The 24,567-nt window shown below is 70.0% G+C and carries 24 protein-coding genes; 16 read left to right on the top strand and 8 right to left on the bottom strand.

The window, feature by feature from the left end; genetic code table 11:
- Nucleotide 1 precedes the first annotated feature (1 nt).
- From GEV07_14790 to GEV07_14760, 7 genes are all read left to right on the top strand, one after another.
- Nucleotides 2-463 (top strand): RidA family protein, encoded by a 462-nt coding sequence (locus tag GEV07_14790; protein ID MQA03928.1) that lies wholly within the window; start codon nt 2-4, stop codon nt 461-463.
- A gap of 25 nt (nt 464-488) precedes the next feature.
- Nucleotides 489-1,532, top strand: coding sequence for a hypothetical protein (locus GEV07_14785; protein MQA03927.1), 1,044 nt, complete (start codon nt 489-491; stop codon nt 1,530-1,532).
- 15 nt (nt 1,533-1,547) lie between these two features.
- The gene (locus GEV07_14780) at nt 1,548-2,030 is read left to right on the top strand and encodes a TRAP transporter small permease subunit (GenBank protein ID MQA03926.1); all 483 of its coding nucleotides are present in this window, start codon (nt 1,548-1,550) and stop codon (nt 2,028-2,030) included.
- Nucleotides 1,934-2,788 carry a creatininase family protein gene (locus GEV07_14775; GenBank protein MQA03925.1) on the top strand — a complete coding sequence of 285 codons (855 nt, stop codon included), beginning with the start codon at nt 1,934-1,936 and terminating at the stop codon, nt 2,786-2,788. The genes GEV07_14780 and GEV07_14775 overlap by 97 nt, the downstream gene beginning before the upstream one ends.
- A 9-nt stretch (nt 2,789-2,797) precedes the next feature.
- The gene (locus GEV07_14770; protein ID MQA03924.1) at nt 2,798-4,084 is read left to right on the top strand and encodes a TRAP transporter large permease subunit; all 1,287 of its coding nucleotides are present in this window, start codon (nt 2,798-2,800) and stop codon (nt 4,082-4,084) included.
- A 47-nt stretch (nt 4,085-4,131) separates the two neighbouring features.
- Nucleotides 4,132-5,070, top strand: a complete 939-nt coding sequence (locus GEV07_14765; protein ID MQA03923.1) for a phosphatase PAP2 family protein — start codon at nt 4,132-4,134, stop codon at nt 5,068-5,070.
- 61 nt (nt 5,071-5,131) lie between these two features.
- The gene (locus GEV07_14760; GenBank protein ID MQA03922.1) at nt 5,132-6,958 is read left to right on the top strand and encodes a PQQ-binding-like beta-propeller repeat protein; all 1,827 of its coding nucleotides are present in this window, start codon (nt 5,132-5,134) and stop codon (nt 6,956-6,958) included.
- Here the strand turns inward: GEV07_14760 and GEV07_14755 are convergent.
- The 7 genes from GEV07_14755 to GEV07_14725 all read right to left on the bottom strand — a co-directional run bounded on the left by GEV07_14755 (nt 6,877) and on the right by GEV07_14725 (nt 15,789).
- Complete coding sequence (locus tag GEV07_14755; GenBank protein ID MQA03921.1) at nt 6,877-7,959, bottom strand: hypothetical protein; 1,083 nt, start codon at nt 7,957-7,959, stop codon at nt 6,877-6,879. The genes GEV07_14760 and GEV07_14755 overlap by 82 nt on opposite strands.
- A 38-nt stretch (nt 7,960-7,997) precedes the next feature.
- The gene (locus GEV07_14750; protein ID MQA03920.1) at nt 7,998-9,227 is read right to left on the bottom strand and encodes a hypothetical protein; all 1,230 of its coding nucleotides are present in this window, start codon (nt 9,225-9,227) and stop codon (nt 7,998-8,000) included.
- Entirely contained in the window at nt 9,221-10,981 is a 1,761-nt protein-coding gene (locus GEV07_14745; protein MQA03919.1) for an ATP-binding cassette domain-containing protein, read from the bottom strand. The genes GEV07_14750 and GEV07_14745 overlap by 7 nt, the downstream gene beginning before the upstream one ends.
- Nucleotides 10,971-12,122, bottom strand: coding sequence for a glycosyltransferase (locus GEV07_14740; GenBank protein ID MQA03918.1), 1,152 nt, complete (start codon nt 12,120-12,122; stop codon nt 10,971-10,973). Before GEV07_14740 ends, GEV07_14745 begins: the two co-directional genes overlap by 11 nt.
- Nucleotides 12,122-13,351, bottom strand: coding sequence for a glycosyltransferase (locus GEV07_14735; protein MQA03917.1), 1,230 nt, complete (start codon nt 13,349-13,351; stop codon nt 12,122-12,124). The genes GEV07_14740 and GEV07_14735 overlap by 1 nt, the downstream gene beginning before the upstream one ends.
- Nucleotides 13,341-14,534 carry a glycosyltransferase gene (locus GEV07_14730; protein ID MQA03916.1) on the bottom strand — a complete coding sequence of 398 codons (1,194 nt, stop codon included), beginning with the start codon at nt 14,532-14,534 and terminating at the stop codon, nt 13,341-13,343. Before GEV07_14730 ends, GEV07_14735 begins: the two co-directional genes overlap by 11 nt.
- A gap of 88 nt (nt 14,535-14,622) precedes the next feature.
- Nucleotides 14,623-15,789 carry an amidohydrolase gene (locus GEV07_14725; GenBank protein ID MQA03915.1) on the bottom strand — a complete coding sequence of 389 codons (1,167 nt, stop codon included), beginning with the start codon at nt 15,787-15,789 and terminating at the stop codon, nt 14,623-14,625.
- 88 nt (nt 15,790-15,877) lie between these two features.
- Between GEV07_14725 and GEV07_14720 the strand changes: the two genes are divergently transcribed.
- The 6 genes from GEV07_14720 to GEV07_14695 all read left to right on the top strand — a co-directional run bounded on the left by GEV07_14720 (nt 15,878) and on the right by GEV07_14695 (nt 22,822).
- Nucleotides 15,878-17,104, top strand: coding sequence for an amidohydrolase family protein (locus tag GEV07_14720; protein ID MQA03914.1), 1,227 nt, complete (start codon nt 15,878-15,880; stop codon nt 17,102-17,104).
- Nucleotides 17,105-17,295: 191 nt separating this feature from the next.
- The gene (locus GEV07_14715; GenBank protein MQA03913.1) at nt 17,296-18,873 is read left to right on the top strand and encodes an ABC transporter substrate-binding protein; all 1,578 of its coding nucleotides are present in this window, start codon (nt 17,296-17,298) and stop codon (nt 18,871-18,873) included.
- Nucleotides 18,874-18,931: 58 nt separating this feature from the next.
- On the top strand, nt 18,932-19,843 hold the full coding sequence (locus tag GEV07_14710; protein ID MQA03912.1) for an ABC transporter permease subunit: 912 nt from the start codon (nt 18,932-18,934) through the stop codon (nt 19,841-19,843).
- Nucleotides 19,836-20,726 carry an ABC transporter permease subunit gene (locus tag GEV07_14705; GenBank protein MQA03911.1) on the top strand — a complete coding sequence of 297 codons (891 nt, stop codon included), beginning with the start codon at nt 19,836-19,838 and terminating at the stop codon, nt 20,724-20,726. The genes GEV07_14710 and GEV07_14705 overlap by 8 nt, the downstream gene beginning before the upstream one ends.
- A 15-nt stretch (nt 20,727-20,741) precedes the next feature.
- Nucleotides 20,742-21,773 carry an ATP-binding cassette domain-containing protein gene (locus tag GEV07_14700; GenBank protein ID MQA03910.1) on the top strand — a complete coding sequence of 344 codons (1,032 nt, stop codon included), beginning with the start codon at nt 20,742-20,744 and terminating at the stop codon, nt 21,771-21,773.
- Nucleotides 21,704-22,822, top strand: a complete 1,119-nt coding sequence (locus GEV07_14695) for a dipeptide ABC transporter ATP-binding protein (protein MQA03909.1) — start codon at nt 21,704-21,706, stop codon at nt 22,820-22,822. The genes GEV07_14700 and GEV07_14695 overlap by 70 nt, the downstream gene beginning before the upstream one ends.
- Before the next feature lie 4 nt (nt 22,823-22,826).
- Here GEV07_14695 and GEV07_14690 read toward each other — a convergent pair whose 3' ends face one another.
- Nucleotides 22,827-23,090, bottom strand: a complete 264-nt coding sequence (locus tag GEV07_14690) for a helix-turn-helix domain-containing protein (protein ID MQA03908.1) — start codon at nt 23,088-23,090, stop codon at nt 22,827-22,829.
- Between the two features lie 53 nt (nt 23,091-23,143).
- On the opposite strand from GEV07_14690, the gene map reads away from it, so the two are divergent.
- From map to GEV07_14675, 3 genes are all read left to right on the top strand, one after another.
- The gene (map, locus tag GEV07_14685) at nt 23,144-23,914 is read left to right on the top strand and encodes a type I methionyl aminopeptidase (GenBank protein ID MQA03907.1); all 771 of its coding nucleotides are present in this window, start codon (nt 23,144-23,146) and stop codon (nt 23,912-23,914) included.
- A 49-nt stretch (nt 23,915-23,963) separates the two neighbouring features.
- Nucleotides 23,964-24,152, top strand: coding sequence for a hypothetical protein (locus tag GEV07_14680; protein MQA03906.1), 189 nt, complete (start codon nt 23,964-23,966; stop codon nt 24,150-24,152).
- 71 nt (nt 24,153-24,223) lie between these two features.
- Nucleotides 24,224-24,421: a DUF1918 domain-containing protein gene (locus tag GEV07_14675; GenBank protein ID MQA03905.1), complete on the top strand. Its 198-nt coding sequence runs from the start codon at nt 24,224-24,226 to the stop codon at nt 24,419-24,421.
- Nucleotides 24,422-24,567: the final 146 nt, after the last annotated feature.

Below are 24,567 nucleotides of genomic sequence, written 5' to 3'. Positions count from 1 at the left end.
CATGTCCACTCCCAGTACGCAGCTCGCCGAGCTGGGCCTGCAGCTCCCGCCGGCGGCAGTGCCGTCGTTCGACTACGTGCCGGCCACCAGATACGGGGACCTCGTCTTCGTCAGCGGTCAGCTGCCGAAGGAGGACGGCGAGGTGCGCGTGACCGGAACGGTCGGCGCGGACGTGTCGGTCGAGCAAGCACAGCACGCCGCGCGGGTCTGCACCCTGCAGGGCTTGGCCTGCGCGGCCGAGTTCGTCGGTGGCATCGACCAGATCGCCTCGGTGCTCCGGGTCACCGGATTCGTCGCCAGCACAACGGATTTCCACGACCAGCCGCGGGTCATCGACGCCGCGAGCGAACTGCTCGGCGCCGTCTTCGGCTCGGCCGGTCGGCACGCACGTTCCGCCGTCGGAGTCGCCGCGCTGCCCCGCAAGTCCCCCGTCGAGATCGAGTTCGTCTTCGCCGCTCGGTGAGGACGCCTTCCCAACAGGAGAAGCCATGCCGAACAGACTCCGGACGACGCTCCTCGCGTCGCTGACAGCCGTTGCCCTGACCGCGACCGGGTGTTCGTTCGTCACCGGTAGCGAGGAGACTTCCGCCGACGGCAGCTGTGGCACGCAGACGTTGCGCCTGGCCACCATCCGCGCGGAGTCCGACCCGGCGACGTTGGCAGCCAAGCGGTTCGCCAAGCTCGTCGACAACGAGACCGATGGCAAGATCACCGTCAAGGTGTTCGCGAACAGCCAGCTCGGCAGCTTCGAGGACATCTTCGCCGCGATGAAGTCCGGCGAGGGTGCGGACATGTTCTACGAGGGCATCAGCATCTACCCGACCCTCAAGGGCGCGGAGGCCTTCCTGGTGTCGAGCGTGCCGTTCATCTGGGACGACTACGACCAGATGATCCGGGTGCTCGGCTCACCGAAGTTCACCAAGCTGCGCGAGCAGGCGGCGAAGAAGACCGGCGTACGGGTCATCGCGATCAACGGCGATGCCGAACCGCGTGCGCTGTCGGCCAACAAAGCGATCCGTAACACCGATGACATGAAGGGGCTCAAGCTGCGGATCGCGGAAGCACCGATGCCGAAGGCGTTCGCCGAGGTGGTCGGGGCCAAGCCACAGGCGATCGAGCTGTCCGACCTCTACGTGTCGCTACGCCAAGGCGTGGTCGACGCGCAGGAGAACGGCGCCATCACGATGGTCAACCAGAGCCTGCACGAGGTGCAGGACTACTACATGCCGACTGACTACATCCGCGACGCCCGGTCCTGGTACGCGGGCGAGGAGCTGTGGCAGTCGCTATGTGACAGCCAGCGCAAGGCCCTGGTGAAGGCGGGCAACAAGGCCGGCGCGTACAACACCGCACAGGTGGACAAGCAGATGGACGAGGCCATGAAGACGCTGAAGCAGGAGGTGACGGTCGTACAGCCCGACATCGCCGCCTTCCGCGCCGCCGTGGACGGCGAGTTCGACAAGTTCGACGGGAAGTCGTGGCCGAAGGGCCTGCTGGCCGAGGTCGAGCGGCTGAAGAAGCAGACCGACTGAGCCTGGAGATCGTCCGTGAGCCGAGCTCTTCAACGGGTCAATGGCGCCATCGGCACGTCGTGCGCGTGGCTGGCCGGGATCACGTTCCTCGTCGTCTTCACCGTCAACATGGTGCAGATCGTCGCCCGCGCCGCCGGCGGTGGCTGGGTGTGGGTCACCGACCTGAGCGTGCTGCTCTTCCTCTGGTTGACCATGCTCGGGGCGGTCGCCGCCTACGCGCGGGCCGACCACATCGTCACCGGGTTCCTCGTCGACCGGTTGCGGGGATTGGTGGCCGGGGCCCATGCCCTGGTGATCCGAGCTGCCGAGCTGGTCTTCTTCGGCATCCTGGCGATCGCAGGCGCACGGGTGACGCAGGTACGCGGCGGCATCGAGTACGTCCAGCTGCACATCTCCACCGCGTGGGCGTACCTGGCGATCCCCGTCGCGGCCGCACTGCTTGTGGTGCTGGCACTCACCCGCCCGCTGCGGGCGCCGACCACGGAGGAGGGCGTGTGAACCATCCGATCGCGCAGCAGACCACCGGGGAGTTCGCGGACGCGCGCCCGACGGTGGCGCTCATCCCCGTCGGCGCCACCGAGCAGCACGGCCCGAACCTCGCGATGGGCGTCGACTGGCGGATCGCCGAGCAGATCGCCGGGCAGGTGGCACAGCGGGTGACACCGCTTGCCGTGGTCGCGCCGGCGTTGCCGTACGGGCTGTCGGCCCACCATATGGGGTTCGCCGGCACGATCAGCATCTCGGCGCACAGCTTCACCTCCGTACTGACCGACGTCGCACGGAGCTTGCAACGGCACGGGATCGGCAAGGTCGTGTTCGTCAACGGCCACCGGGGCAACGAGAACATCCTCGGGGTACTCATCACCGAGCTCACCCACGAGCACGGTATCGAGGCGGCGTCGGCGTTCTGGATGACACAGGCGGCGGACGTGATCGCCGGCCTCCGCAAGACGACGCGCTGGGGGCACGCGTGCGAGATCGAGACGAGCGTCGCCATGGCGTTGGTGCCCGAGCTCGTGCGCAGTGATGCGCTCGAGCCCGGTGACCTCACCGACGACTACCTGCCGTTCGAGGACAACTATCAGCCGCACGCGCTGCAGGTGCCGCGGTCGTTCGGCTCGCGCACTCGCAACGGCGCCTTCGGCGACGCACGGTACGCGACGGCCGAGGCCGGCACGGAGATCGTCGCCGCAGCCGTCGAACGCACCGCCGAGTTCGTGCGGGCGCTTGCGCAGCGACCTGGCACGGGGGAGTGAGGGAGCCGCGTGGAAGTCGTCCTTCTCTTCTCCCTGCTGTTCGCGCTGATGGCGGTCGGCCTGCCCATCTGGGTTGCCATGGGCGGCTCGGCGTTGATCACCGTAGGCGTGCTCGGCCTCACCGACGCGACGACGTTGCCGACGACGATGGCCAAGGGCGTCTCCAGCTACGAGCTGCTGGCCATCCCGTTCTTCATCCTCACCGGCGAGCTGATGAACCGTACGGGGATGACGACGCGCATCGTGCGGCTGCTGATGTTCTTCCTCGGCCGGCTGCGTGGCGGCCTCGCGTACGCATCGGTAGGCGTCAACGTGTTCGCCTCCGGGGTGTCAGGCAGTGCACCCGCGGACGCCGCGGCCGTCTCCGCGGTGATGCTGCCGGCCATGCGCAAGGAGGGTTACCGGCCGGAGCGGGCGGCCGCAGTCAACGCGAGCGCGGCGGTGCTCGGCCCGATCATGCCGCCGAGCATCCCGATGATCTTCGTCGCGCTGGTCACCAACCTGTCCATCGGGCAGTTGTTCATCGGCGGCGTGGGGCCGGCTCTGTTGCTGGCGACGGCACTGCTGGTGCTCATCTCGTGGCAGGCGCGCCGTGGCCTGTTGCCGGCCGGGGAAGGTGGGTGCCGCTCGCTCGGTCAGCTCGGCATCCTGGTGCGGGACGCACTGCCCGCACTCGCCGCCCCCGCCCTCATCGTGGCGGGCATCTTCGGCGGTTTCGCGACGATCACGGAGATCGCCATGTTGGCGGCGGCCTACGTGCTCGTCGTGGGGATGGTCGTCTACCGCACCGTGAAACCCCGCGACGTGCTGGGGATCTTCACCGACAGCGCGGTGTTCAGCTCGACCATCATGATCCTGTTCGCCGTCGTCGGCGCGTTCACGTTCGTCCTGACGCTCGGCCAGCTCGGCGAGACGCTGTCCGCCGTCGTGACCGAGCTGGATCTCGGGCCGACGGCGTTCCTGCTCGTCACGATGGTGTTCTTCCTCATCGTGGGGATGCCGATGGACGCCGTGCCGGCCATCGTGATCTTCGTTCCCGTGCTGCTGCCGATCGCCATGGAACTCGGCGTCGACCCGATCCACTTCGGCGTCATCGTGGTGGTGAACCTGATGATCGGCCTGTTGACCCCGCCGGTCGGCGCGTTGCTGTATGTGTTGACCAAGCTGAGTACCGTCTCGTTCGGACAGCTCAGCAGGGCGGTACTGCCGTACGTCGCGGTGCTGGCGCTCGCGTTGCTGGTGATGACGCTGGCGCCACCCATCGTCACCTGGCTGCCGCAGGCTGTCTTCGGCTGACCGGCCCGGGGCGCCCAGGTGGCCGCTGTCTCGTTTACGCTCGAAGTATGGCGGAGCGAGTTCGGCGTACGACGCTGCTCACCGTCTGCGCGGTCGTGCAGGCGGTGGCGGTGGTGGTCATGCACCACGTGTTCGTCACGACCGCTACTGGTCGGTACGTGGACACCGTGGCGATCACCGGGTCGACGATCGGGTTCGGGCACATCGCGGAGCTGGTGTACGGGGTGCTCGAGCTGGTGTCGGTCGCCTCGGTGGTGATCGCGTTCGTCGTCGTGGTGGTGGTCGCGCTGCTGCGGCGCCGGGCGGCGCTCGCGCTCGGGGTCGGCGCGTTGCTCGTCGGTGCGAACCTGACCACCCAGGTCCTGAAGCAGCTGGTCTTCGACCGCCCGGACCTGCCGTCGGCGCTGCCAGGCGGGGTGACCGGGGGGTTGTTCAACACGCTGCCGAGCGGGCACGCGACGGTCGCGCTCTCGGTGGCCGTCGCGGTCGTGCTGGTGGTGCCGGCGCGGATGCGCGGCGGGTTCGCCCTGCTCGCGGTGGCGTACGCGGCGCTGACCGGCGTAGGCACGCTCTCCGCACGGTGGCACCGGCCGAGCGACGTCATCGCCGCCTGCCTGGTGGTGGGCGCCTGCGCTGCTGCCGTCGGCGCGTTCGCGACGTTCAGGTCGACCCGGATGGCGAGCCCGCGGCGGTCGCGTGCCTTGCCGCTGCTGGGGTTCGCCGCCGTGGTGCTGCTCGCCATCGGCGTCCTCACCCTGCTGGCCACCGCGCAGACGCCACCGGACCAGATGCACCGGCTCGGTCTGTTCGCCGGCTACGCGGGCGGCGCGGCCGCGATCACCGGCACGTGCGCCGCGGTCATGGCGGGCGTGCTCGCCATCGCACCCTGGGTGGTCCCTGAAGGTCGTGCGCCGCGCCGGTGGGAGCCGGCCGGTGACCGCGACGCGTACGGCGGCGAGCTGGCCACCGCCGGCTGGCGTCGTTGACCGGGGTCGCGAGGGTGATCCCCGCGCCTGGCGTCCGGTATCGGGTGGTTAGCCTCAGCGCGTGACAGACACACCCGTTGCCATGCCGCTTCCGGTGCGTCGCAGTGTCGCCATGGTGCTGTTGGGCGCCGGCGTGGTCGCGGCGTTCACGGGTGCGGTGGTGCTGGCGTACGCGAGCCTCAGCCCGGCAGTGCTGGGAACCCGGGACGAGGCGCCGGTGCCGGGCGGCTGGGTGACGCCGCTGTGGGTGATCGTCGCGGTGTTCGGCTGTCTGCTCGCCGGTGCACAGCACCGGATCGTGCCGTGGGGTGCGCGGGTGGGCGTCGGCAGCGCCCTCGTCGCCGTCTCCGGCCTCAGCATGTTGTTCGCCCAGCGCACCATCCCGACACCGGTCATCGGCCTCGGCGTGGGCCCGAAGCTCCCACTGACCATCGCCGGCTGTGTCGTCGGCGTGCTGGCCGGGCTGCTCTACCTGGTCGGACTGATGCTCGTAAGGGACGTCGACGGACCGCTGGTCGCGCTGCCGACCGCGGTCACTGCGGTGGCGGTGGTGCTCGTCCTGGTCGCGACCACCCTGGTGGGTGTGCAGGTGGCCGACGAGTGGACCGACCAGGCGAACACGGCGCAGTCGGTCGCGGCGGAGCCGCTCGGGCCGCAGCGGCCGACCACGTTCCGCGGTGGCGCGCGCTGGCAGCAGGACATCGGCCAGTGGACGGCGTCCGCCGGTGGGCTCGTCGGTCAGCTCGGCCCGGGGATCGTCGCCGTCGACCCGAGCACGGGCAAGCCGCGGTGGCGCTACTCGCGCTGGGGGATGTCGTTCTTCGGGCGCCCGGTCGCGTCGCCGGACGGCCGGTTGGTGGCGGTCGCGGCGACCAACGAGAGCTCCGTACGTAGGTTCGCGGCCGGCGGGGCGTCGAACTCGCAGATCTTCGTCTTCGACAGCCGTCGCGGCGAGCTGCTCACCCGGTTCGCCGCGGCCGGTGACACGCCGCTCGCCGTACGCGACGACATGGTCGTCACTGGTCAGCCCACCGGGCGGTTCCTCGCCGAGGTGACCGGGTACCGGTTCGACGGCGCACGGGCCTGGCGGTATCGCGGTCACCAGGGCTGCGCGTTGACCGGCCTGGTCGCGGCCGGCGACGGCGTGGTGGTGAGCTGCGGCCGCGTGTCCGGACAGGTGGCGTCGCCCGGCTGGGGATGGGTCGGCGCGCTGGTCCGGCTGGACCTGGAGACCGGCGAGCCGCGCTGGCGCTGGACCGACAAACGGCACGTGCCAGCCGACAACGGCCTCGTCTACCACGACGGCACGCTGTTCGTCAGCGCGCCGCACACGGCGGAGCACTCGCGTCAGCTGGTGGCTGCGCTCGATGCGAAGACCGGGCGGGTGCGTTGGCAGCACTACAGGTACATGGTCGGCGAGCACCCGCCTGGCGGTACCTACTCGTACACGGCGGAGTACAGCAGGGCCGGTGGCTTCGTGGTGGCCGGTACGGCCCCCGTCAAGGGCGGTGGCGAGGAGGTGCGGCTGACGAGCTTCGCCGCGTCCGACGGCACCGAGCAGTGGCGGCGCGAGGAGCGCTTCCCGAGGGCGCTCAACGACCACCAGGACCTACCCACGCTCGACCGCCGCGGCCTCGCCGAGTCGGTCGAGCCGGCCGGCCGGTCGATCGTGGTGCTCGGCAGCGGGGAACCCACGCCCGGCGGCTACCCGCTGCTCGTCCGGGTGGTCGACGCGGCGACCGGCCGCGGCAGCGACGCGCTGCGGCTGTCCCCGAAGGACGTGCCGTACCGACTGCACGGCAGCGTCTACGCCGTCTCGGGCTCGGTATCGGTGACGGCCGAGGTAGCCGGCGCAGAGACCGCAGCGGTGACCGTCGGGCTCAAGTGAGCCGGCGTCAGGTGAGGCGGGGGCGGAAGGCGTAGACCGCTCGTAGTCGTAGGTGTGTAGGCGGGGATGCGGGTCAGGGTGGCGGTGTCCGGGCGGTAGCCGGTCAGGAAGCCGGCGCGGGCGGCGGCCGCGGTGGCCCCGGCGAGACGGCCGGCGGCGACCCGTAGCTCCAGGTGGGTCAGCAGGTTGGCGAGGTCCAGGGCGCACTCGCCGACGGCGAGGGTGTCCAGGTCGACCAGGCCGATGCCGCCGTCCGGGCGGCGCACCAGTTGCTTGTCGTGCAGGTCGCGGTGCAGCAGTCCGAGCGGGCCAGGGGCGCCGGCGCGCAGCTCCCGGAGTGCGGCGTCGACATCGACCGGTGGCAGCAGGCCGTGCCGTACGGCCGCGTGCTGCCAGTCTGCGGTGGTGTCGTGCTCGCGGGACGCACCGTGCTCCGGCAGCGCGTCGTCGAGCGGCGCGTCGTGGAGCGTGCGCAGAGCGTCGCCGACGGCACGCCAGGTCCGCCACGCGGCGGCGGTCGACCACGACGGGTCGGCGCCGATGTCGTAGAGCGTGCGCCCGTCGAGCGTTGTGCAGACCACGGTGCCGGCGGCGCTGTCGTGGTCGACCACCCGCGGTACGGCGAAGGCGGCCGCGGCGTCCGCCCTGGCCAGGTTGTCGACCAGGTGCGCGCTGCGTCCTGGCCGCACGACCTTGGCGTAGCTGGTGCCCGTCGCCATTCGCACCACGCCGCGGCGCTCCGGCCGGTGCACGACGAGGGTGTTCGCCGGCTCCTGCAGCAGCGTGCGCAGGCCGGGCAGCCGCCGGTCCGCGCCGGCCGGCTGCAGCAGCACGCCGGCTTCGCGCACCACCTCCGCCGGCGCCGGCGTACGTGCGGCCGTACGTCGGAGGCGGTGCGGGTCGGCGAACCACTGGCCGGGCATCGGCACGCCGTCGGCATCGGTGTACTCGAGCAGCAGGTGGCTCGCCGCGCGGCCAGGACCGGCGCAGCCGCAGCTCACCGCCGGTGGCCGGCCGCAGTCGCACGAGGGCAGCGAGGTCAGGCACGTACCCTCCGGTGCTGGCTCGCGTGCGCCATCCGGTCCGCGGCGTGCACGAGCGCCTCGGTCTGCGGCAGCCAGTCCGGCGCCCGGTGCCGGAACGGCTCGACGGCGCGGTGCAGCAACGCCAGCGTGGTCGCCACGGCCAGCCGGCGGTGTACGGCCAGGTCGGTGCCTGCGAGGTAGCCGGTGAGCAGCGGGCCGAGGACGTCGGCCGGCTCGGCGTCGGCCGGCGCGCGCCCGCCGGCCAGCTCGGCGGCGACCCAGGTCGCCAGGTCGGTGACCGGGTCGTCCGTGCGCACCCGGTCGAGGTCGACGAGGCCCAGACCGGTGGGACGGGCGATCAGCTGGTCGGCGGAGAAGTCGCCGTGCACGGTGGTGGTGACCGGCTCGAGCGCGCGCCGTGCGTGCAGCGCGGAGAGCACGGCCGACTGCGCGACGGTGGCGCAGCGCGGCGCGATCGCCGCGATCGCCTCGACCGCTGCTCCCACGTCGGCCGTGGGGTTCGGCGGCCGGCCCTGCACCGGCCCGGCCGCCCGGTGCAACCGGGCGAGCAGCGCGCCGGCTTCGTGCAGCTGGTCCGCGGTGGGTGCCAGCTGGTCGAGCGGGGTGCCGTCGAACCAGTCGTAGGTCAGCACACCGGTTTCCGAGTCGGCCGAGTGCAGCGCGGGGACGGGTAGCCCGGCGGCCGTCAGCGCGTGTTGCGCCGCCAGGTAGCCGGCCGTCGTGCGCGGCCGGTGTACCTTCACCAGCCGTACGACGCCAGCCGCTTGGTGGTGCCTGCCCACCCAGCGGCGCTCCGGCTTGTAGCGCAACGGCTGCAGTCGCCCGTCGGCGGTCGTCGTGAGCCGCCGCAGCCCGGGCAGGGCGCGGTCGGCGGTGGCGTCGGCGAAGACGAGGTTGAGCTCGTCGTCGACGAGGGCGCCCCACCCGACCGGGTCGGCGTCCCCGTTCGCCCGCAGCTTCGCGACCTTCGCCTCGCCGCCGCGACCGTACGCCTTCACGAACGCCCGCGCCGACTCCGTCGCCGTCCGTAGCTCCACCCCGGCGAGCAGGCTGGTGCCAGGCTTGTAGCGCACGTACCTGACGTGGGCGCTCTGCGGCTGCGGCTGGCCGGCCGGCCACTGCGGCAGGAACAGCTCGAGGAGTGCGTCGGGGTCGAGCGCGACGCGGAGGCCGGGGATGGCGGGCTCGCGCGTCACCAGCTCGCGGTCGGCTGCGGTCAGCATGGGCGCCCCGCGAACGCGCTGTGCCGCGGTGTGTGGTCCACGGACGTGACCTGGCCGTCCGCCAGCCGTACGACCATCGTGCAGTCGGCCACCTGTGTCTCGTCGTGGGAGATGACGAATGTGGTCCTGCCCTCGGTGAGCTCGCGCAGCGCGTCGAGCACACCGCGGGAGTTCTCGTCGTCGAGCCCGGTGGTGGCCTCGTCGAGGATGACGATGGGCGCGTCCTTGAGGATGGCGCGCGCGATGGCGATGCGTTGCCGCTGGCCGCCTGACATGCTCTCGCCGCGTTCGCCGACGATCGTGTCGTAGCCCTGCGGCATCAGCGTGACGAACTCGTCGGCGTTGGCCAGCCTGGCCGCGTGCTCCACTTGAGCATCGGAGGCGGACGGCCGTCCGTACCTGATGTTCTCGCGGACGGTCGTGGCGAACAGTACGGTCTCCTGCAGGACGATCGCCACCTGGCTGCGCAACGAGGCCACCGTCAGGTCGCGCACGTCGTAGCCGTCGATACGGACCCGGCCGCCGGTCGGGTCCTGCAACCGGGGGACGAGCGAGGCGAGCGTCGACTTCCCCGAGCCGGACCGGCCGAGCAGTGCCACCCGGGTGCCGGCCGGGACGTGCAGGTCGACGCCGGACACCGCGGGCGCGCCAGGGCCGTAGTGCACGTCGACGTCCTCGAACCGCACGTCGCCGGTGAAGCGCGGTGCGTGCCAGGCGTACCGGCGGTCCGCCACCTCCGCGTGCGTCTCGAACAGGTCGACGATGCGCTCGCCGGACGCCGCGGCCTTCGCCAGCCTGCCGGTGTACTTGGCCAGGTCGCGCATCGGCTTGAACGCGCTCTTCAGATAGGTCAGGAAGACGACCAGCTCGCCGACGGTCAGCGCGCCGGACAACGCGACCGCACCGCCGGTCAGCAGCACCAGGGCGGTGCCGAAGCCCACGAGCAGGTCGGTGCGTCGTTCCAGGCCGGCGGCCAGCCGGGACGAGACCACGCCGTCGCGCAGTGCCCGCGTGTTGTTCGCGCTGAACGCCTGCTGCAGTACTGGTTCGAGCGAGTACGCCTGCACGACCCTGATGGCCGACAGGGCCTCGCCGGCCGTGCCGGCCAGCTCCCCCTCTCTCAGCCGCTGCTGCCGCGCCGCGCCGTTGATCCGGCTGCTCTGCCAGGTGCTCATCAGCAGGAAGGTCGGGAACACCGTGACCACGACGAGCGCAAGCTGCCAGTTGAGCACGAACATGACGGCGGTCATGCTCAGCAGCGCGACGACGTTGCCGACCAAGGGCAGCGCGGCGGTGACGGCGACCTCCTGTACGCGGTTCACGTCGCTGACCAACCGGGTGAGCAGGTCGCCGGTCTTCGTGTGCCCGTGGAAGCGCAGCGACAGCCGCTGCACGTGGGCGAAGAGGTCGGCGCGCACGGTGGTCATCGCCCGGCTGCCGGCGATGGCGAAGCAGACCGTCATCAGGTACGCGGAGGCGGCGCGGAAGCCGGCGAACGCCACCACCGCGACCGCTGCGGCAAGCAGCGGGAGGAACGGGTTCGCGCCGCCGCGCCCGGTGGTCGCCGGCACGATGACCGAGTCGATGACGATCTTCAGCGGCCACGGTTCGAGCAGCCGGAACGCCACCTCGCCGGCGAGCGCGAGCAGGCCGCCGGCGACGAACTTGCGCTGTGGCCGCAGGTGCGGCCGTACGTACCGCAGCGTGCGGCGGAAACCCCTGAGTGCGGGCTCCAGCTTGGGGTCAGCCGACATTGGTCATCCTCGCCGTGTTCGCGGCGTCGAGCGTGCGCTCGACGACCTGGGTCCAGGTGTGCCGCGTGGCCGTCTCGCGTGCCTGCCGGCCGAGCCGGTGGCGGCGGGCGGGGTCGTCGTGGAGTGCGGACAGCTCGGCGGCGAGCGCGGCCGGGTTGCCCGCCGGTACGAGCACGCCGTCGCGGTCGTGCGTGAGCACGTCGGTGAGCTGGCCGATCGCACTGGCCACCACCGGCAGCCCGGCGGCCAGGTACTCGTAGACCTTCAGCGGCGAGAAGTAGTGCCCGTCGTCGCGCGGATATGGCGCGGTCGCGACGGTCATCCGCTGTAGGAGTGCGGGGATCTCGTCGGCCGCCACCGCGCCGGTGAACTCGGTGGTGGCGGTGAGGCCGTGCCTGGCCACCCGTTCGGTGAGGTCGTTCCGTTCCGGTCCGTCGCCGACCACGAGCAACCGGGAGCGCGGGTGACGGCTGGCGTGCGCGGCGAACGCGTCGACCAGGGTGTGCACGCCGTGCCACGGCTTGAGCGAGCCGACGAACCCGACGGTGAACGGCTCCGCGGAAGGTGCCGCGGCCGGCCGGATGCGGTCGACGTCGACGCCGTTGGGTTGCACGACGACGTCGGCGTCCGGGACGTGCGCGCGTACCCACGCGGCCACCTGCCCAGAGACGGCGACGGCCACGGTGGCCGCACGCGCCGCGGTGCGCAGCACCGCCTCCGCCTCGGCCCGGTGTACGAGGCCGCGGTGCGTGCGCTGTTCGTCGATGAGCGGTGCGTTCACTTCGAGCACACCCGGCACGCCCAGGTCCCGCGCGTACGTCATGCCGGCCTGGCTCCACAGCGAGTACCGCTCGTAGACCAGGTCGAACGGCCCGGCCGCGGTCAGCCGCCGCGCCAGCCGCTCGTCGTCCTGCCGGCAGAGCCGTTCCCTGGTCGCGAGGTCGGCGGCCGGTACGGGGAGCTCGTGGGTGGTGACCGCGCCGAGCACACCGCGCGGCGTGCCGCCGGTGCGCCTACAGAACAGGTCGACCGACGTGGCCGTTGCCGAGAGCACCTTCAGCACCTCCTGCACGTGGATCGACGCACCCTTGCTGCCATACACGGGGATGCCGGCGTCTGCGCACACGTACGCCACCCGCATCAGTGCGCTCCTGCGAGCGAGCCGTCGGCCTGCAGGAGCGCGTCGAGCTCGTCGGCCTGTCGCTCGCTGGTGAAGGACCGCTCGACGTGTGCCCGCGCCGCTGCCGCCAGCCTCGTACGGAGCAGCTGGTCGTCGAGCAGGCGCGCGATGCTGCGCGCGAGTGCGGCCGCGTCCCGCTGCGGCACCACGAGGCCGGTGCGCTCGTGCACCACCGCCTCGTCGATGCCCGCCACGCCCGTGGACACGTACGGGGTGCCGAGCGCCATCGCCTCGAGCAGCACGGTCGGCAGGCCGTCCTGGTTGCCGTCGGCGCCTACGACGCACGGCGCGGCGAGCACGGTCGCCGCACGCATCTCCCGCCGCACCTCGGGTTGCGGGAGCGCACCGGTCAGCTGCACGACGTTGCCGAGGCCGAGCCTGTGCACCTGCGCCCGCAGGTCGTCCTCGAGCAGTCCGGTGCCGACGATCCGGCACCGCAGCTCACGTCCCGCCGCGGTGAGCAGTGCACAGGCGTCCAGGAGGACGTCGAAGCCCTTCTTCTCCACCAGCCGGCCCACGCCGAGCACCACGGGTGGCTGAGCGGCCGCCGGCTCCTGGTACCCGAAGTCGTCGAGGTCCAGCCCGTTGTACACCCGGTGCACCCGGGCGGCCGCGGCGCCGAACCGTTCGGCGAGGTACGCCACGTTGAAGTCGCTGACCGTCACGACGTGGTGTGCGTCGGCGAGCTTCGTGCGCAGGTCCTCGGGCTCGACGGACTCGTGGAAGATGTCCTTGGCGTGCGCCGTGAACGAGTACGGGACGTCCGCGAGCATGCCGGCCAGCCTGGCCACGGTGGTCGCCGACGTCGCGAAGTGCGCGTGCAGGTGGGTGAGGCCGCGTTCCTTCACCTGCTGGGCGAGCTCGACCGCCTGCCCTGCGGTCTCGGCGTCGTGGTCGAGCAGCTCACCGAGCGCGAGCGGCAGGCCAGGCAGGCCAGGCAGGGCAGGCGCTGCGTCGCGCAGCACCGACCAGAGCTCCTCCGCCTTGCCGGCGCGGGTGAGGTACGTGACCGACGCGCGCACCTTCGCCAGCGCGTCGTGGAACCTGCCGTCCACGCACGGCCGGAGCGCGAAGATGTCGACGTCCGCGCCACGGCTCTCCCTCGCGATGATCTCGGCGACCACGAACGTCTCGGAGAACCTCGGGTAGCGCTTCACCACGTAACCGATCCGGTCGCCGTCACGCCACATCTTCGTCCTCCGCACAGGTCGCGCCACCGTGCAGCAGCTGCTCGGCGAGCGCCGGCAGCCGGCGCAGGCCGTCGAGGTCGACCTGGCCGACGTCGCGCGCCGGCCAGCGTACCGCGGTGGCCAGCCAGTCGCCGACCCGCGCGGTGCTGAGGTCGTCCGGGTGGAGCGCGTCGACCGCCCCGGTGGCGGCGAGCCCGCTGGCCCGCACCAGCTGCTCCGCGCGTGGCCGTACCCGCGGCACGACGAGGGTCGGCAGCCGCCGGACCAACGCCTCGCAGACGGTGTTGTAACCGCCCATGGCGACGACGGCGGCTGCCTGGTCGAGCCACGGCACCATGTCGGGCACGAAGTCGTGCACCTGGAGGTCCGCCCGCGCGGCGGCACGGTCCCTGATCGTGGACCGGCGCGGCGGCGGGAGATGCGGCCCGGTGATCAGCACCCCGCCGTACCCCGGCGGCATGGCCGCGCCGGCGAACGCCTCTGCGAGCGGACCGCCGTCGCCGCCCGCGCCGACCAGCCCGAGCACGTAACGCCCGCCCGCCCGCTCCTCGGGCATCGGCCGGTCGGCCAGGTAACCGGTGTACGTGGCCAGCGCGGCCACCGAGCCCGGCAGCCGCAGGGTGGCCGTCAGGTCGTGCACCCGCGGGTCGCCGTAGAGCCAGACCTGGTCGTACCACCGGGACACGGCCTCGGTCGACCGGTTGTCCGCCCACTCGCGCCGCGCCCTGGCCGGTTCGTCGAGCACGTCGCGCAGGCCGAGCACCACCTTCGTCGCGCCGCGGGCGGTGAGCGTGTCGAGCGTCGGGGTGAGCTCGCCGCGGAACCCGCGCGGGTGCTTGTCGACGACGAGCAGGTCGGGTCGGAACGCGGAGAGCGCGCTGTGCACCATCTCCGCGCGCATCCCGATCAGCTCACCGAGCGACAGCGACAGGTGGCGCGCCCCGTAGCCGCCGGTCGACGTCTTCGTCAGCGCCGGCAGGCCGAGTACGTCACAGCCGTCCGGTCGGGCGAGTGCGGCGGCCTCCGGTGTGCCTGTGATAAGCAGCACGTCGGGTGCCGGGTTCAGCCGGCGCAACGCACCCGCGATGGCGATGTTCCTGCGGATATGGCCGAGGCCGACTGCGTCGTGCGAGTACAACGCGATCCGCGGCCTGCGCAACGTGGTGACCCGTGGGGAGCTCATGACCGAGAGCCTGGTGAGCCCAGGTGATAGCCAGGTGAGCCGTCGATGAGCGTTTTCTCATCGAACGCTCATCGGGTCGGTCGTACGGTCAGGTCATCAGGCGGGTGCGCTGCAGCTCGTCGCCGGCAAGGTCGGCGTACGTCCAGGCCATCGCCGTGGCGCCCTGCACGACTGCGGCGTCGGCGGACGGGCCGGCGCAGTGCCTGGCGAACTCGGGTTGGTGGTTGCCCGAGTCACCGCAGTCGAGGCCGAGCATCGGGTGGATCGAGGGCATGGCACGCGAGACGTTGCCCATGTCGCTCGAGCCGACCGCGGCCAGCTCCCGTGGCGACAGCTCGGGGAACTGGCGGCCGGCCGCCTCCGCGTTGGCCTTGTAGTAGGCCATCATCACTTCGTCGTTCAGCATCTCCGCGTACGGCGGGGTGGGCTCGCTCACCTGGATGGCCGCCCCGGTCGCCATGGCGCCGGCGTCGAAACAGGCGCGCACCTTCGCCGTCAGCGTCTCGAGCGCCTCGAAGTCGGCGGCGCGGACGTAGTACGACGCGCTGGTGTGTGCCGGCACGATGTTCGGTGCCTCACCGCCGTGCGTGACGATGCCGTGGATCCGGTCCGTAGCCTGGATGTGTTGCCGCAACAGGCCGACGGACACCTGGGCGACGGTGAGCGCGTCGGCCGCGTTGATGCCTTCGGCAGGGTGCGCGGAGGCGTGCGCCTCCTTGCCCGTGTAGTCGACCCGATAGCTCGAGATCGCCAACATCTTCGTGTCCACCCGCTCGTACCGTGACGGATGCACCATCATGCAGGCGTGCGTGTCGGCGAAGACGCCACGTTCGAGCATCAGTACCTTGCCGCCGCCGCCTTCTTCCGCGGGCGTGCCGAAGACCTTCACCGTGATGCCGAGCTCGTCGGCGAGGCCGGCGAGGCCGATCGCCGCGCCGACGCCCGCGGCCGCGATCACGTTGTGTCCGCACGCGTGACCGACGTCGGGGAGTGCGTCGTACTCGCAGCAGATGCCGAGCACCAGCGGTCCGGAACCGGCCGTCGCCACGAGTGCGGTGGGAAGATCGGCGACGCCGAGCTGTACGTCGAGCCCGCCGCGTTCCAGCTCCTCCGCGACCCATCGGCTCGCCTTGTGCTCGGCGAAACCGAGCTCAGGGTTGGCATGGATCCGATGGCTGAGGTCGACGAGCCGTTCGCCGGCATCGTCGATGGCCTTCTTGACCGCTTGCTTCGCGTCCACTCGGCGCTCCCGCATTACGTCGGCACCCCTGCGGTTTGGGTGACGTTATCACGGTGCTCGAAAGGGTGGCGACGTATTGCGACCCAGCGGCTACCGTGTTCGCATGGCAGCTGACGATTCTCAATACGGCGCTATCGACATCCGGGTGTGGGACGGTGTATCGGATCGCGGCAACTGCACGGTGCGGTGGCGCGGTGACCGCATCGAGGATGTGGTGCCCGGCGGTGACGAGCGGTCGCCCGAGCTGAGCCTCATTCCCGGCCTGGTCGACACCCACGTGCACCTGGTCGGGCGGGCGAACGCGGTCGGCAACCCGCGTGGTGACGACACGTCGGTGTGGCCGATGCTCACCACGCGCGAGGAGCACGTGCTGCACGCCGCCGCCAACGCACAGCGCGCAATGCGCCACGGCGTGACCACGATGCGCGACCTGGCCGCGGACGAGGTGCAGGTCGCGCTGTCGCGCGTCTTCGACTCGTCGGTACTGACTGGGCCGCGGGTGCGGGCGAGCGGGCCGGTGGGGATGACGGCCGGGCACCACGACCTGTTCGTGCCACCGGCACACCCGCTGCGCGGGCCGACCGCCGACAGCCCGGACGAGTGCCGCAAGCTGGTCCGTACGTGGGCGCAGAAGGGCCTGACGGGGATCAAGATCTTCACCAGCGGCGGAGTGCTCTCCGCGCGCGACAACGTGCACTGGCGCAACCACACCGAGGCCGAGGTCGAGGCGACTGTCGACGAGGCGCATGCACTCGGTATGCGGGTGGCCGCGCACGCACACACGCCCGCGGGCATCCAGAAGGCGCTGGACGCGGGGGTCGACTCGATCGAGCACGCCACGGAGATGACCGAGGAGCAGGCCGAGGCGATCGCAGCCGCCGGCATCGCGATCGGGCCAACGCTGCTGATCAACGACATCATCGCTGGTGGCCGGGCGCCTGTGGGCGAGGAGTCCAGGGCCAAGGCGATGCGGCTGGTGCCGTCGCGGGATGCCGGGTTCCGGTGGGCCGCGAAGGCCGGCGTGCGGTTCGTGCTGGCGACCGACGCGAGTGGATACTTCCTGGCCTTCGGCGACCAGATGGCCGAGACCGTGCGGATGGCGGAGGTGCTGGAGCTGGACGCGGAGAATGCACTGCGTGCTGCCACGGCTACCGCTGGTGCGTCATTGGGGTTGACCGACCTGGCCGGACGGGTCACCGCAGGCAGCTACGCAGACTTCGTCGTACTCGAGGGACGGCCATGGGAGCGGATAGACGAACTGTCCACCGACCGCATCCGCGCCGTGGTCTGTCGCGGCACCGTGGTGGCCGGCGAGCTGCCTGTTCCGTAGCCGCGCATGCGCGATAGTGCAGGGTCGAACGCGTCCCGGTGACGCCACGCCCACCGCCGCCGGACGCACTGTTGACGCTTCATATTGGGTATGCAATTCTCAACGTCACCCATTACCTACCTCAGCGTGGAGGATGCCGAAAATAGTTTTCCGAACCTCGGGGGCCCTACCACCAAGGAGGCGGAGAGGCAATGCGGCGAGCTGGGAAAAGCGGTACTCGCGTGGCGCTGATCGCGGCCGTAGCGGGTGCCTTAGTACTTAGCGCGTGCACCACCGGCGGCGGTGGTGGCGGCGGCGAGGGCGCTGACAAGACTTTCAACATCGGCATCGGCGTCGACCTCGACACGGTCGACCCGGTGCAGCAGACCACGACGACGGTGCAGAACGTTGTCGACTACGGCGTCGAAGCCCTCACCAAGCTCGACAAGAAGGGCAAGGTGCAGCCGAGCCTGGCGGAGTCCTGGGAGACTTCGAACGGCGGGAAGACCATGACGTTCAAGCTGCGCGAGGGCGTCAAGTTCCAGGACGGCACCAAGTTCGATGCCGAGGCGGCGAAATTCAATCTTGACCGGTTGCTCGACCCGAAGGTAGAGGTACCGATCCGCGGTAACTACGAAGTGATCAGCAAGGTCACTGCCGCCGATCCGACAACGCTCGAAATCGACCTCAAGAATCCCTCGCCGAACCTTCCGCTCTTCTTGAGCTCGACCATCTCCGGAATGATGTCCCCGGAGTCGGCCGAGAAGGACGGCAACAGCTACAAGAACATCGTGAAGCCGGTAGGTACCGGCCCGTACTCCTTCGTCAGGTTCAAGAAGGGCGACCAGGCGGTCTACGAGAAGTACGGCGACTATTGGGGTAAGAAGCCGCACTACGACAGGGTCGTCTTCCACATCGTGCCGGAGAGCAACTCGCGCGAAGCGATGCTGCGGTCCGGTCAGGCGGAAATGATCATGAACCCGCCGGTGTCCGACCTGAAGGCGCTGGAGGAAGACTCCGCGCTCGAGGTGGTGCAGGCACCGAGCGACCGTACGGTCTTCACCGCATTCAACAACTCCAAGCCACCGTTCGACGACAAGCGGGTACGGCAGGCACTCAACTACGCCGTGGACAAGAAGAGCATCGCCGAAAAGGTGGTGTTCGGTGCGGTCGATGTCGTGGACTCACCGTTCGCGTCGAGCCTCGACGGCTACTGCAGCGTGGGCAGCTACGAGTACGACCCCAAGAAGGCGAAACAGCTGTTGGCCGATGCGGGTGCGAAGAACCTGTCGGTCACCATGGGCACCCCGTCCGGCCGGTATCTGCAGGACAAGCAGGCTGCCCAGGCGATCGCGGCGAACCTCCGTGAGGTTGGTGTCAAGGTGAAGGTCAGGACAACGGACTGGCCGAGCTACATCGCCAACACGGGTGCGGCGAAGGACGAGCAGGTGTACGACATGCACCTCCTCGGCTGGGCTCCGGGAGCGCTGGACGCGCCAAGCCAGTTCCAGATGTTCCAGAAGTCGCAGTGGCCGACGAACGGGCTGGCGAGCGCGTTCTACACCAACCCCAAGGTCGAGTCGCTCATCGCCAAGGGCAACACGGAGTTGGACGACGCAGCTCGCGACAAGATGTACTGCGATGCGCAGAAGCAGATCTGGGATGATGCGCCATGGATGTTCCTGTGGAGCCAGACCCTGCTCCTTGCACACTCCAGTGACGTCGAAGGCGTCTCTTACATACCGAACGAGAAGTTCGACGCCGTCTACGCACGGCCGGCCAAGAAGTAGCGTTCCGCAGATCGTGTGTTGAGCTGAGCGGAGACACGTGCGCGGTTTCTGGGTGTACATGACGAGGCGGCTCGTTGCCTCGGTCATCACGTTGCTGGGCGTCGGGCTGGTGTTGGTTGGACTCATCCAACTCCTGCCCGGCGACCCGGCGCGGATGATCGCGGGGATGGAGGCCACTCAGGCCGAGGTCGAGCGGATCCGGCGCCAGTTGGGGCTGGACGAGCCGATCATCGTCCAGTACTGGCGGTTCCTCGAGCATCTGATGAACGGCAACATGGGTGTCTCGGCGCGCACCGGCAGTCCGGTGACCGAGGAGATCATGGCGCGGTTGCCGTTCACCGTGGAGCTCGCTGTGCTCGGTACCTTGTTCGGTGTCGTTGTCGGGATCCTGCTCGGCGTCATCGCGGCCACCCACAAGGACAGCTGGATCGACAGTCTGGTTTCCGCTGTCGGCGTGATGGGTATCTCCATGCCGGTCTACTGGCTCGGCATCCTGCTCATCGTGGTGTTCGCGGTGAACCTCAAGGTCGTTCCCGCTTCCGGCGCGGCGAGCTTGTCGAGCCTGATCCTGCCCTCGTTGACGCTCGGCGTGTTCTCCACGGCGATCGTGTCGCGGATGACCCGGTCCAACATGCTCGAGGTGCTCGGGCGCGACTACATCAGGACGGTGCGGGCGAAGGGTCTCGTGGAACGAGTCGTCGTGTACAAGCACGCGTTGCGGAACTCGTTCGTGCCGATCCTGACGGTCATCGGTCTGCAGTTCGGTACGTTGCTCGGAGGGGCGGTGCTCACCGAGTCGGTGTTCGCCTGGCCCGGCCTCGGACGGTTGCTCATCGACTCGATCAATGCGCGCGACTTCCCCATGGTGCAGGGAATCGTGTTCACGTTCGCCGCGATGTTCATCGTGGTCAACATCATCACCGACCTGTTGTACACGGTCGTCGACCCACGGGTGAACCTCTATGACTGACACGGTCATCGAAGAGCGCGATGCGGTGGAGGATCGGCGAGGCAGCCGCCCCGCGGTGGCGGCGCTGAAGGCACTGCTACGTAACAAGGCGGCCGTCATCGGCATCGGCATCTTGCTGGTGTTCACGTTCCTTGCGGTGTTCGCGCCGCTTCTGACTCCGTACGATCCGGCCAAGCAGGATCTCGCGGCGTCGTTCGCCGCTCCGTCGTGGACACACCCGTTGGGCACCGACGGCTTGGGTAGGGACATCCTTGCCAGGATCATGTACGGCGGCAGGTACACGTTGATCATCGGTGTGCTCGCCGTCGGGATAGCCAGCGGGATCGGCGTTCCACTCGGTCTCATCTCCGGCTATCTCGGAGGCTGGGCCGACCTCGTGATCCAGCGGATGGCCGACATCATGCTCGCGTTCAACTCGTTCCTCCTCGCACTGGCGCTGGTGGCAGTGCTCGGTGTCGGCATGCAGAGCGTGATCATCGCCGCGGGGATCGGTGTCGTGCCGCAGTTCATCAGACTGGCCAGGGGGTTGGCACTGACGTTGCGCGAGGAGGTCTACATCGAAGCAGCAGAGGCATTCGGCGCCAGCCGGTTCGCCATCCTGCGGCGACACCTGCTGCGCAACGCGCTCACGCCGATCATCGTCTACGCGACGCTGAACGTCGGGTTGACCATCCTCATCGCTGCGGGCCTTGGTTTCCTCGGTCTCGGTGTACAGCCACCGAGCCCCGAGTGGGGCACGATGCTCGGCGAAGGCCGGGAGTACATCTTCCACGCCGCGTACGTATCGACCTTCCCCGGACTCGCGATCTTCCTCGTGGTCCTGGGCTTCAACATGGCCGGGGACGGACTGCGGGATGCCCTCGACCCGAACCTGCGCGGCTGAAGGAGGGAGGCGACCGTGACCGAACCCGTGCTGTCCATCCAGGATCTCTCGGTAACCTTTCGCACCAGCTCGGGGTACCTGCGTGCTGTCGACGAGGTCAGCTACGACGTCTACCCGGGTGAGACGCTCGGCGTGGTCGGGGAGTCTGGCTCCGGCAAGAGCGTGACGGTGATGTCCCTGCTGCGGCTCGTCCCCGAGTCGAAGCGAATGACCAGGACGGGTGCCGCGTACTTCCGCGGCCGCGACCTGCTCAAGTTGTCGAAGCGTGAGCTGCGCGCCGTCAGAGGCAACGAGATCGCACTCGTGCCACAGGATCCGATGACCTGCCTCGACCCGTTGTTCAAGGTGGGCGACCAGATCGGCGAGTCGATCTGGTCGCACAACCCGGGCATCCGCGGGAAGGCGCTGCGCGACCGGGCCGTCGAGCTGCTCGAGCTCGTGGATATCCCGCAGCCGGAACGGCGATATACGCAGTACCCGCACGAGTACTCAGGCGGGATGCGGCAGCGCGCGATGATCGCGATGGGCATGGCGAATGATCCGTCACTGCTGATTGCCGACGAACCGACCACGGCGCTCGACGTCACCATCCAGGCGCAGATCCTCGAGGTGCTCAAGGAGGCGCAGCGAGAGACGAATGCGGGCGTCATCCTCATCACCCACGACCTGGGGCTCATAGCCGAGATGGCGGACCGGGTGGTGGTGATGTACGCCGGGCACGTGGTGGAGACCGGCGACGTACAGACCATCTTCGAGCGGCCACGGCACCCGTACACCCTCGGGTTGATGAATAGCCTGCCGCAGGCGGCAGGGAACGAACGGTGGCTCAAGCCGATCCCCGGCAGCCCACCGAACATGGCGAACGTGCCCTCCGGGTGCCCGTTCCATCCGCGCTGCCTGCTGTCCCAGGGCAGGGAGAGGTGCCGCACCGAACTACCGGTGCTCACGCAGGTGGACGGTGCCGACCACCAGGCCGCATGTCACTTCTCGCACGAGGTGTCGACGAAGGCTGCGGAGTTGCTCGACGAGGCGGAGCACATCACGTGACCCAGATCAGCGAAGAGAACACGCCCACGCGGCAGCCGGCCGCGGAGCCGATCCTGCGGGTGCGCGACCTGGTCAAGCATTTCCCGATCAACAGCGGTTTGCTGCGTCGGCAGGTCGGTGTCGTGCATGCGATCGACGGTGTCAGCCTCGAGGTGGCGCCGGGGGAGACGTTGGGCATCGTAGGCGAGTCTGGCTGCGGCAAGACCACGCTTGGGCGAACTGTGATCCGGCTGTTGAAGCCGACCAGCGGAACCATCGAGTTCAAGGGCCGCGACATCACCAAGGCCGGGCACGCAGAGCTGCGCGCGCTGCGGCGACAGGTGCAGATCGTCTTCCAGGACCCGTACGCGTCGCTCGACCCGCGGATGACCGTGCACGAGCTGATCGCGGAGCCGCTACGAACCCATGGCCTGTACGCCAAGGGCGGCAGGCGCAAGATCGCCGATTTGATGGAGCTGGTCGGGCTGAAGCCCGAGCACGACGGTCGGTTCCCGCACGAGTTCTCCGGCGGGCAACGGCAGCGGATCGGTGTGGCCAGGGCGCTCGCGCTCGACCCGGAGTTGCTGGTGCTCGACGAGCCGGTGTCGGCGCTCGACGTGTCGATCCAGGCGCAGGTGGTGAACCTGCTGCAGAAGATCCAGGAGGAGCTCGGCCTCGCCTACCTGTTCGTCGCGCACGACCTCACCGTGGTGAAGCACATCTCCGACCGGGTGGCCGTGATGTACCTCGGCAAGTTCGTGGAGACCGGTACGCGCGAGCAGGTGTACCAGCGGCCCAGCCATCCGTACACCCAGGCGCTGTTGTCCGCCGTGCCGATGGCGGAGCCGTCGCTGCGCGGTTCCAGGGAACGGATCGTGCTCGCCGGCGACGTGCCGAACCCGGCCGACCCGCCGTCCGGATGCCGGTTCCGTACCCGGTGTTGGAAGGCGGAGGACATCTGCGCGGAGCAGGAGCCGGCGCTCGAACCGCGCAGCGAGACGCACCCCAGCGCCTGTCACTTCGCGGAGGCGGACACCGCGGTCGCGTTCCCGGTGGCGCCCTCTACGTAGCCGCTCAGGCCGGGAGGGCGGTGTCGGTCGGCTCGCAGCGGGCGGCGAGGTCGTCGACCTGGAGTTCCAGTGCGGACGCGAGCGCGAGCACGGTGAAGAACGCCGGCGTCGCGATCCGGCCGGTCTCGATCTTGCGCAGGGTCTCCACGGAGACCCCGGACACCGCGGCCACGTCGGCCATGGTGCGGTCGCCGCGCGCCTCGCGCAGGACCGTACCCAGCCGGCGGCCGCGCTCACGTTCCATCCGACTCAACGGTGGCCTCACCATGGTGTGATACTAATACCGGGATAGTTATCCCAGCAAGGGGGAGGCGACCTCCGATGCTCGAGCTGAAGACGCCCGGTGAGATCGACGCGATGGCCGCGGCCGGCGCCGTCGTCGCCGACGTGCTCGCGGCGGTGCGGGCGCAGGCCAGCGCGGGGATGCGCCTGGCCGAGCTGGACGCCGTCGCCAGGGACGTGCTGGCCGACGCCGGCGCCACCGGGGTCTTCCTCGGCTACCAGCCGACGTTCGCGACCGCACCGTTCCCCGGCGTCATCTGCACGTCGGTCAATGACGCGGTGCTGCACGGCATCCCCGGTGCCTATCGGCTGGCCGCCGGTGACCTGCTGAGCGTCGACTGCGGCGCCGACCTGGACGGGTGGGTGGGCGACGCCGCCGTCTCGTTCACCGTCGGGGAGACGTCCGCGGCCGACGGCCTGCTGATCGCGACCGCGGAGAACGCGCTGCGCGCCGGCATCGAGGCGGCGGTCGTGGACGGGCGGATCGGCGACATCTCCGCGGCGATCGGCGCCGTCGGGCGCGCGGCCGGGTACGGCATCAACACCGACTTCGGTGGGCACGGCGTCGGGCGGGTGATGCACGAGTCGCCTTCGGTGCCCAACGAGGGCGTCGCCGGTCGTGGCCTGCGGCTGCGGCCCGGCCTGGTCATGGCGATCGAGCCGTGGTTGCTCTCCGGCGGCAGCGACGACTACCGCATCGACGACGACGGCTGGACACTGCGCAGCGCCGACGGCGGCCGCGCCGCCCACGCAGAGCACACGATGGCCGTCACCGAGGACGGCCCCCGCGTCCTCACGGTCCACCGGTGACGGCGGAAAACGGCGTGTGGGTGGTGCGAATGTACAGTACGCTGCCGGTATGGCCGAGGAGAAACAGGAAGCTCCGGACACCGGCGAGAGTGACGATCTCCATCGCAAGTTCCGCGAGGCGCTGGAGCGGAAGAAGAACAGCGAGCACAACACCGGGGACTCCCCGCGTGAGCAGGGCAAGAGCGCGGGCCCCTCGGACGCGAAGGTGAAGCGGCGGTTCCGCCGCAAGTCTGGCTGACACCCGCGCACGGCTTGTCACGGTGGCCGCGCGCTTCCATCCTGGAACTACGAACAGGAAGGGAGCATGCGATGAAGGCGCACGTCGGAGATCATCTGGTCGTCGAGGGCACTCACCTGGATGACCCACGCCGCGAAGGCGAGATCGTTGAGGTCAGCCATCCCGACGGCTCGCCTCCCTATCTGGTGCGCTGGTCGGGCAGTGACGAGGAGACGCTCGTCTTCCCCGGCCCGGACGCCCACATCGAGGCCAAGGGCGGTGCCGCCTAGAGGTTCACGAGCGGCCTGGTGGCCGGTACTTCAGGAGCAGATTGCCCGGAACGGAACACGGTCACCGGTCCGGGCGTCAGGTCGATGCGGTCCTGCAGGCCGGCGTACAGGCTCCGGCCGCGGCCCAGCAGCACCGGGTGCACTAG

This window comes from Streptosporangiales bacterium, from assembly GCA_009379825.1.
Lineage (GTDB): Bacteria > Actinomycetota > Actinomycetes > Streptosporangiales > WHST01 > WHST01.
The sequence above is the reverse complement of the archived record's forward strand: the minus strand, read 5'-3'. Positions and strand labels throughout refer to the sequence as shown.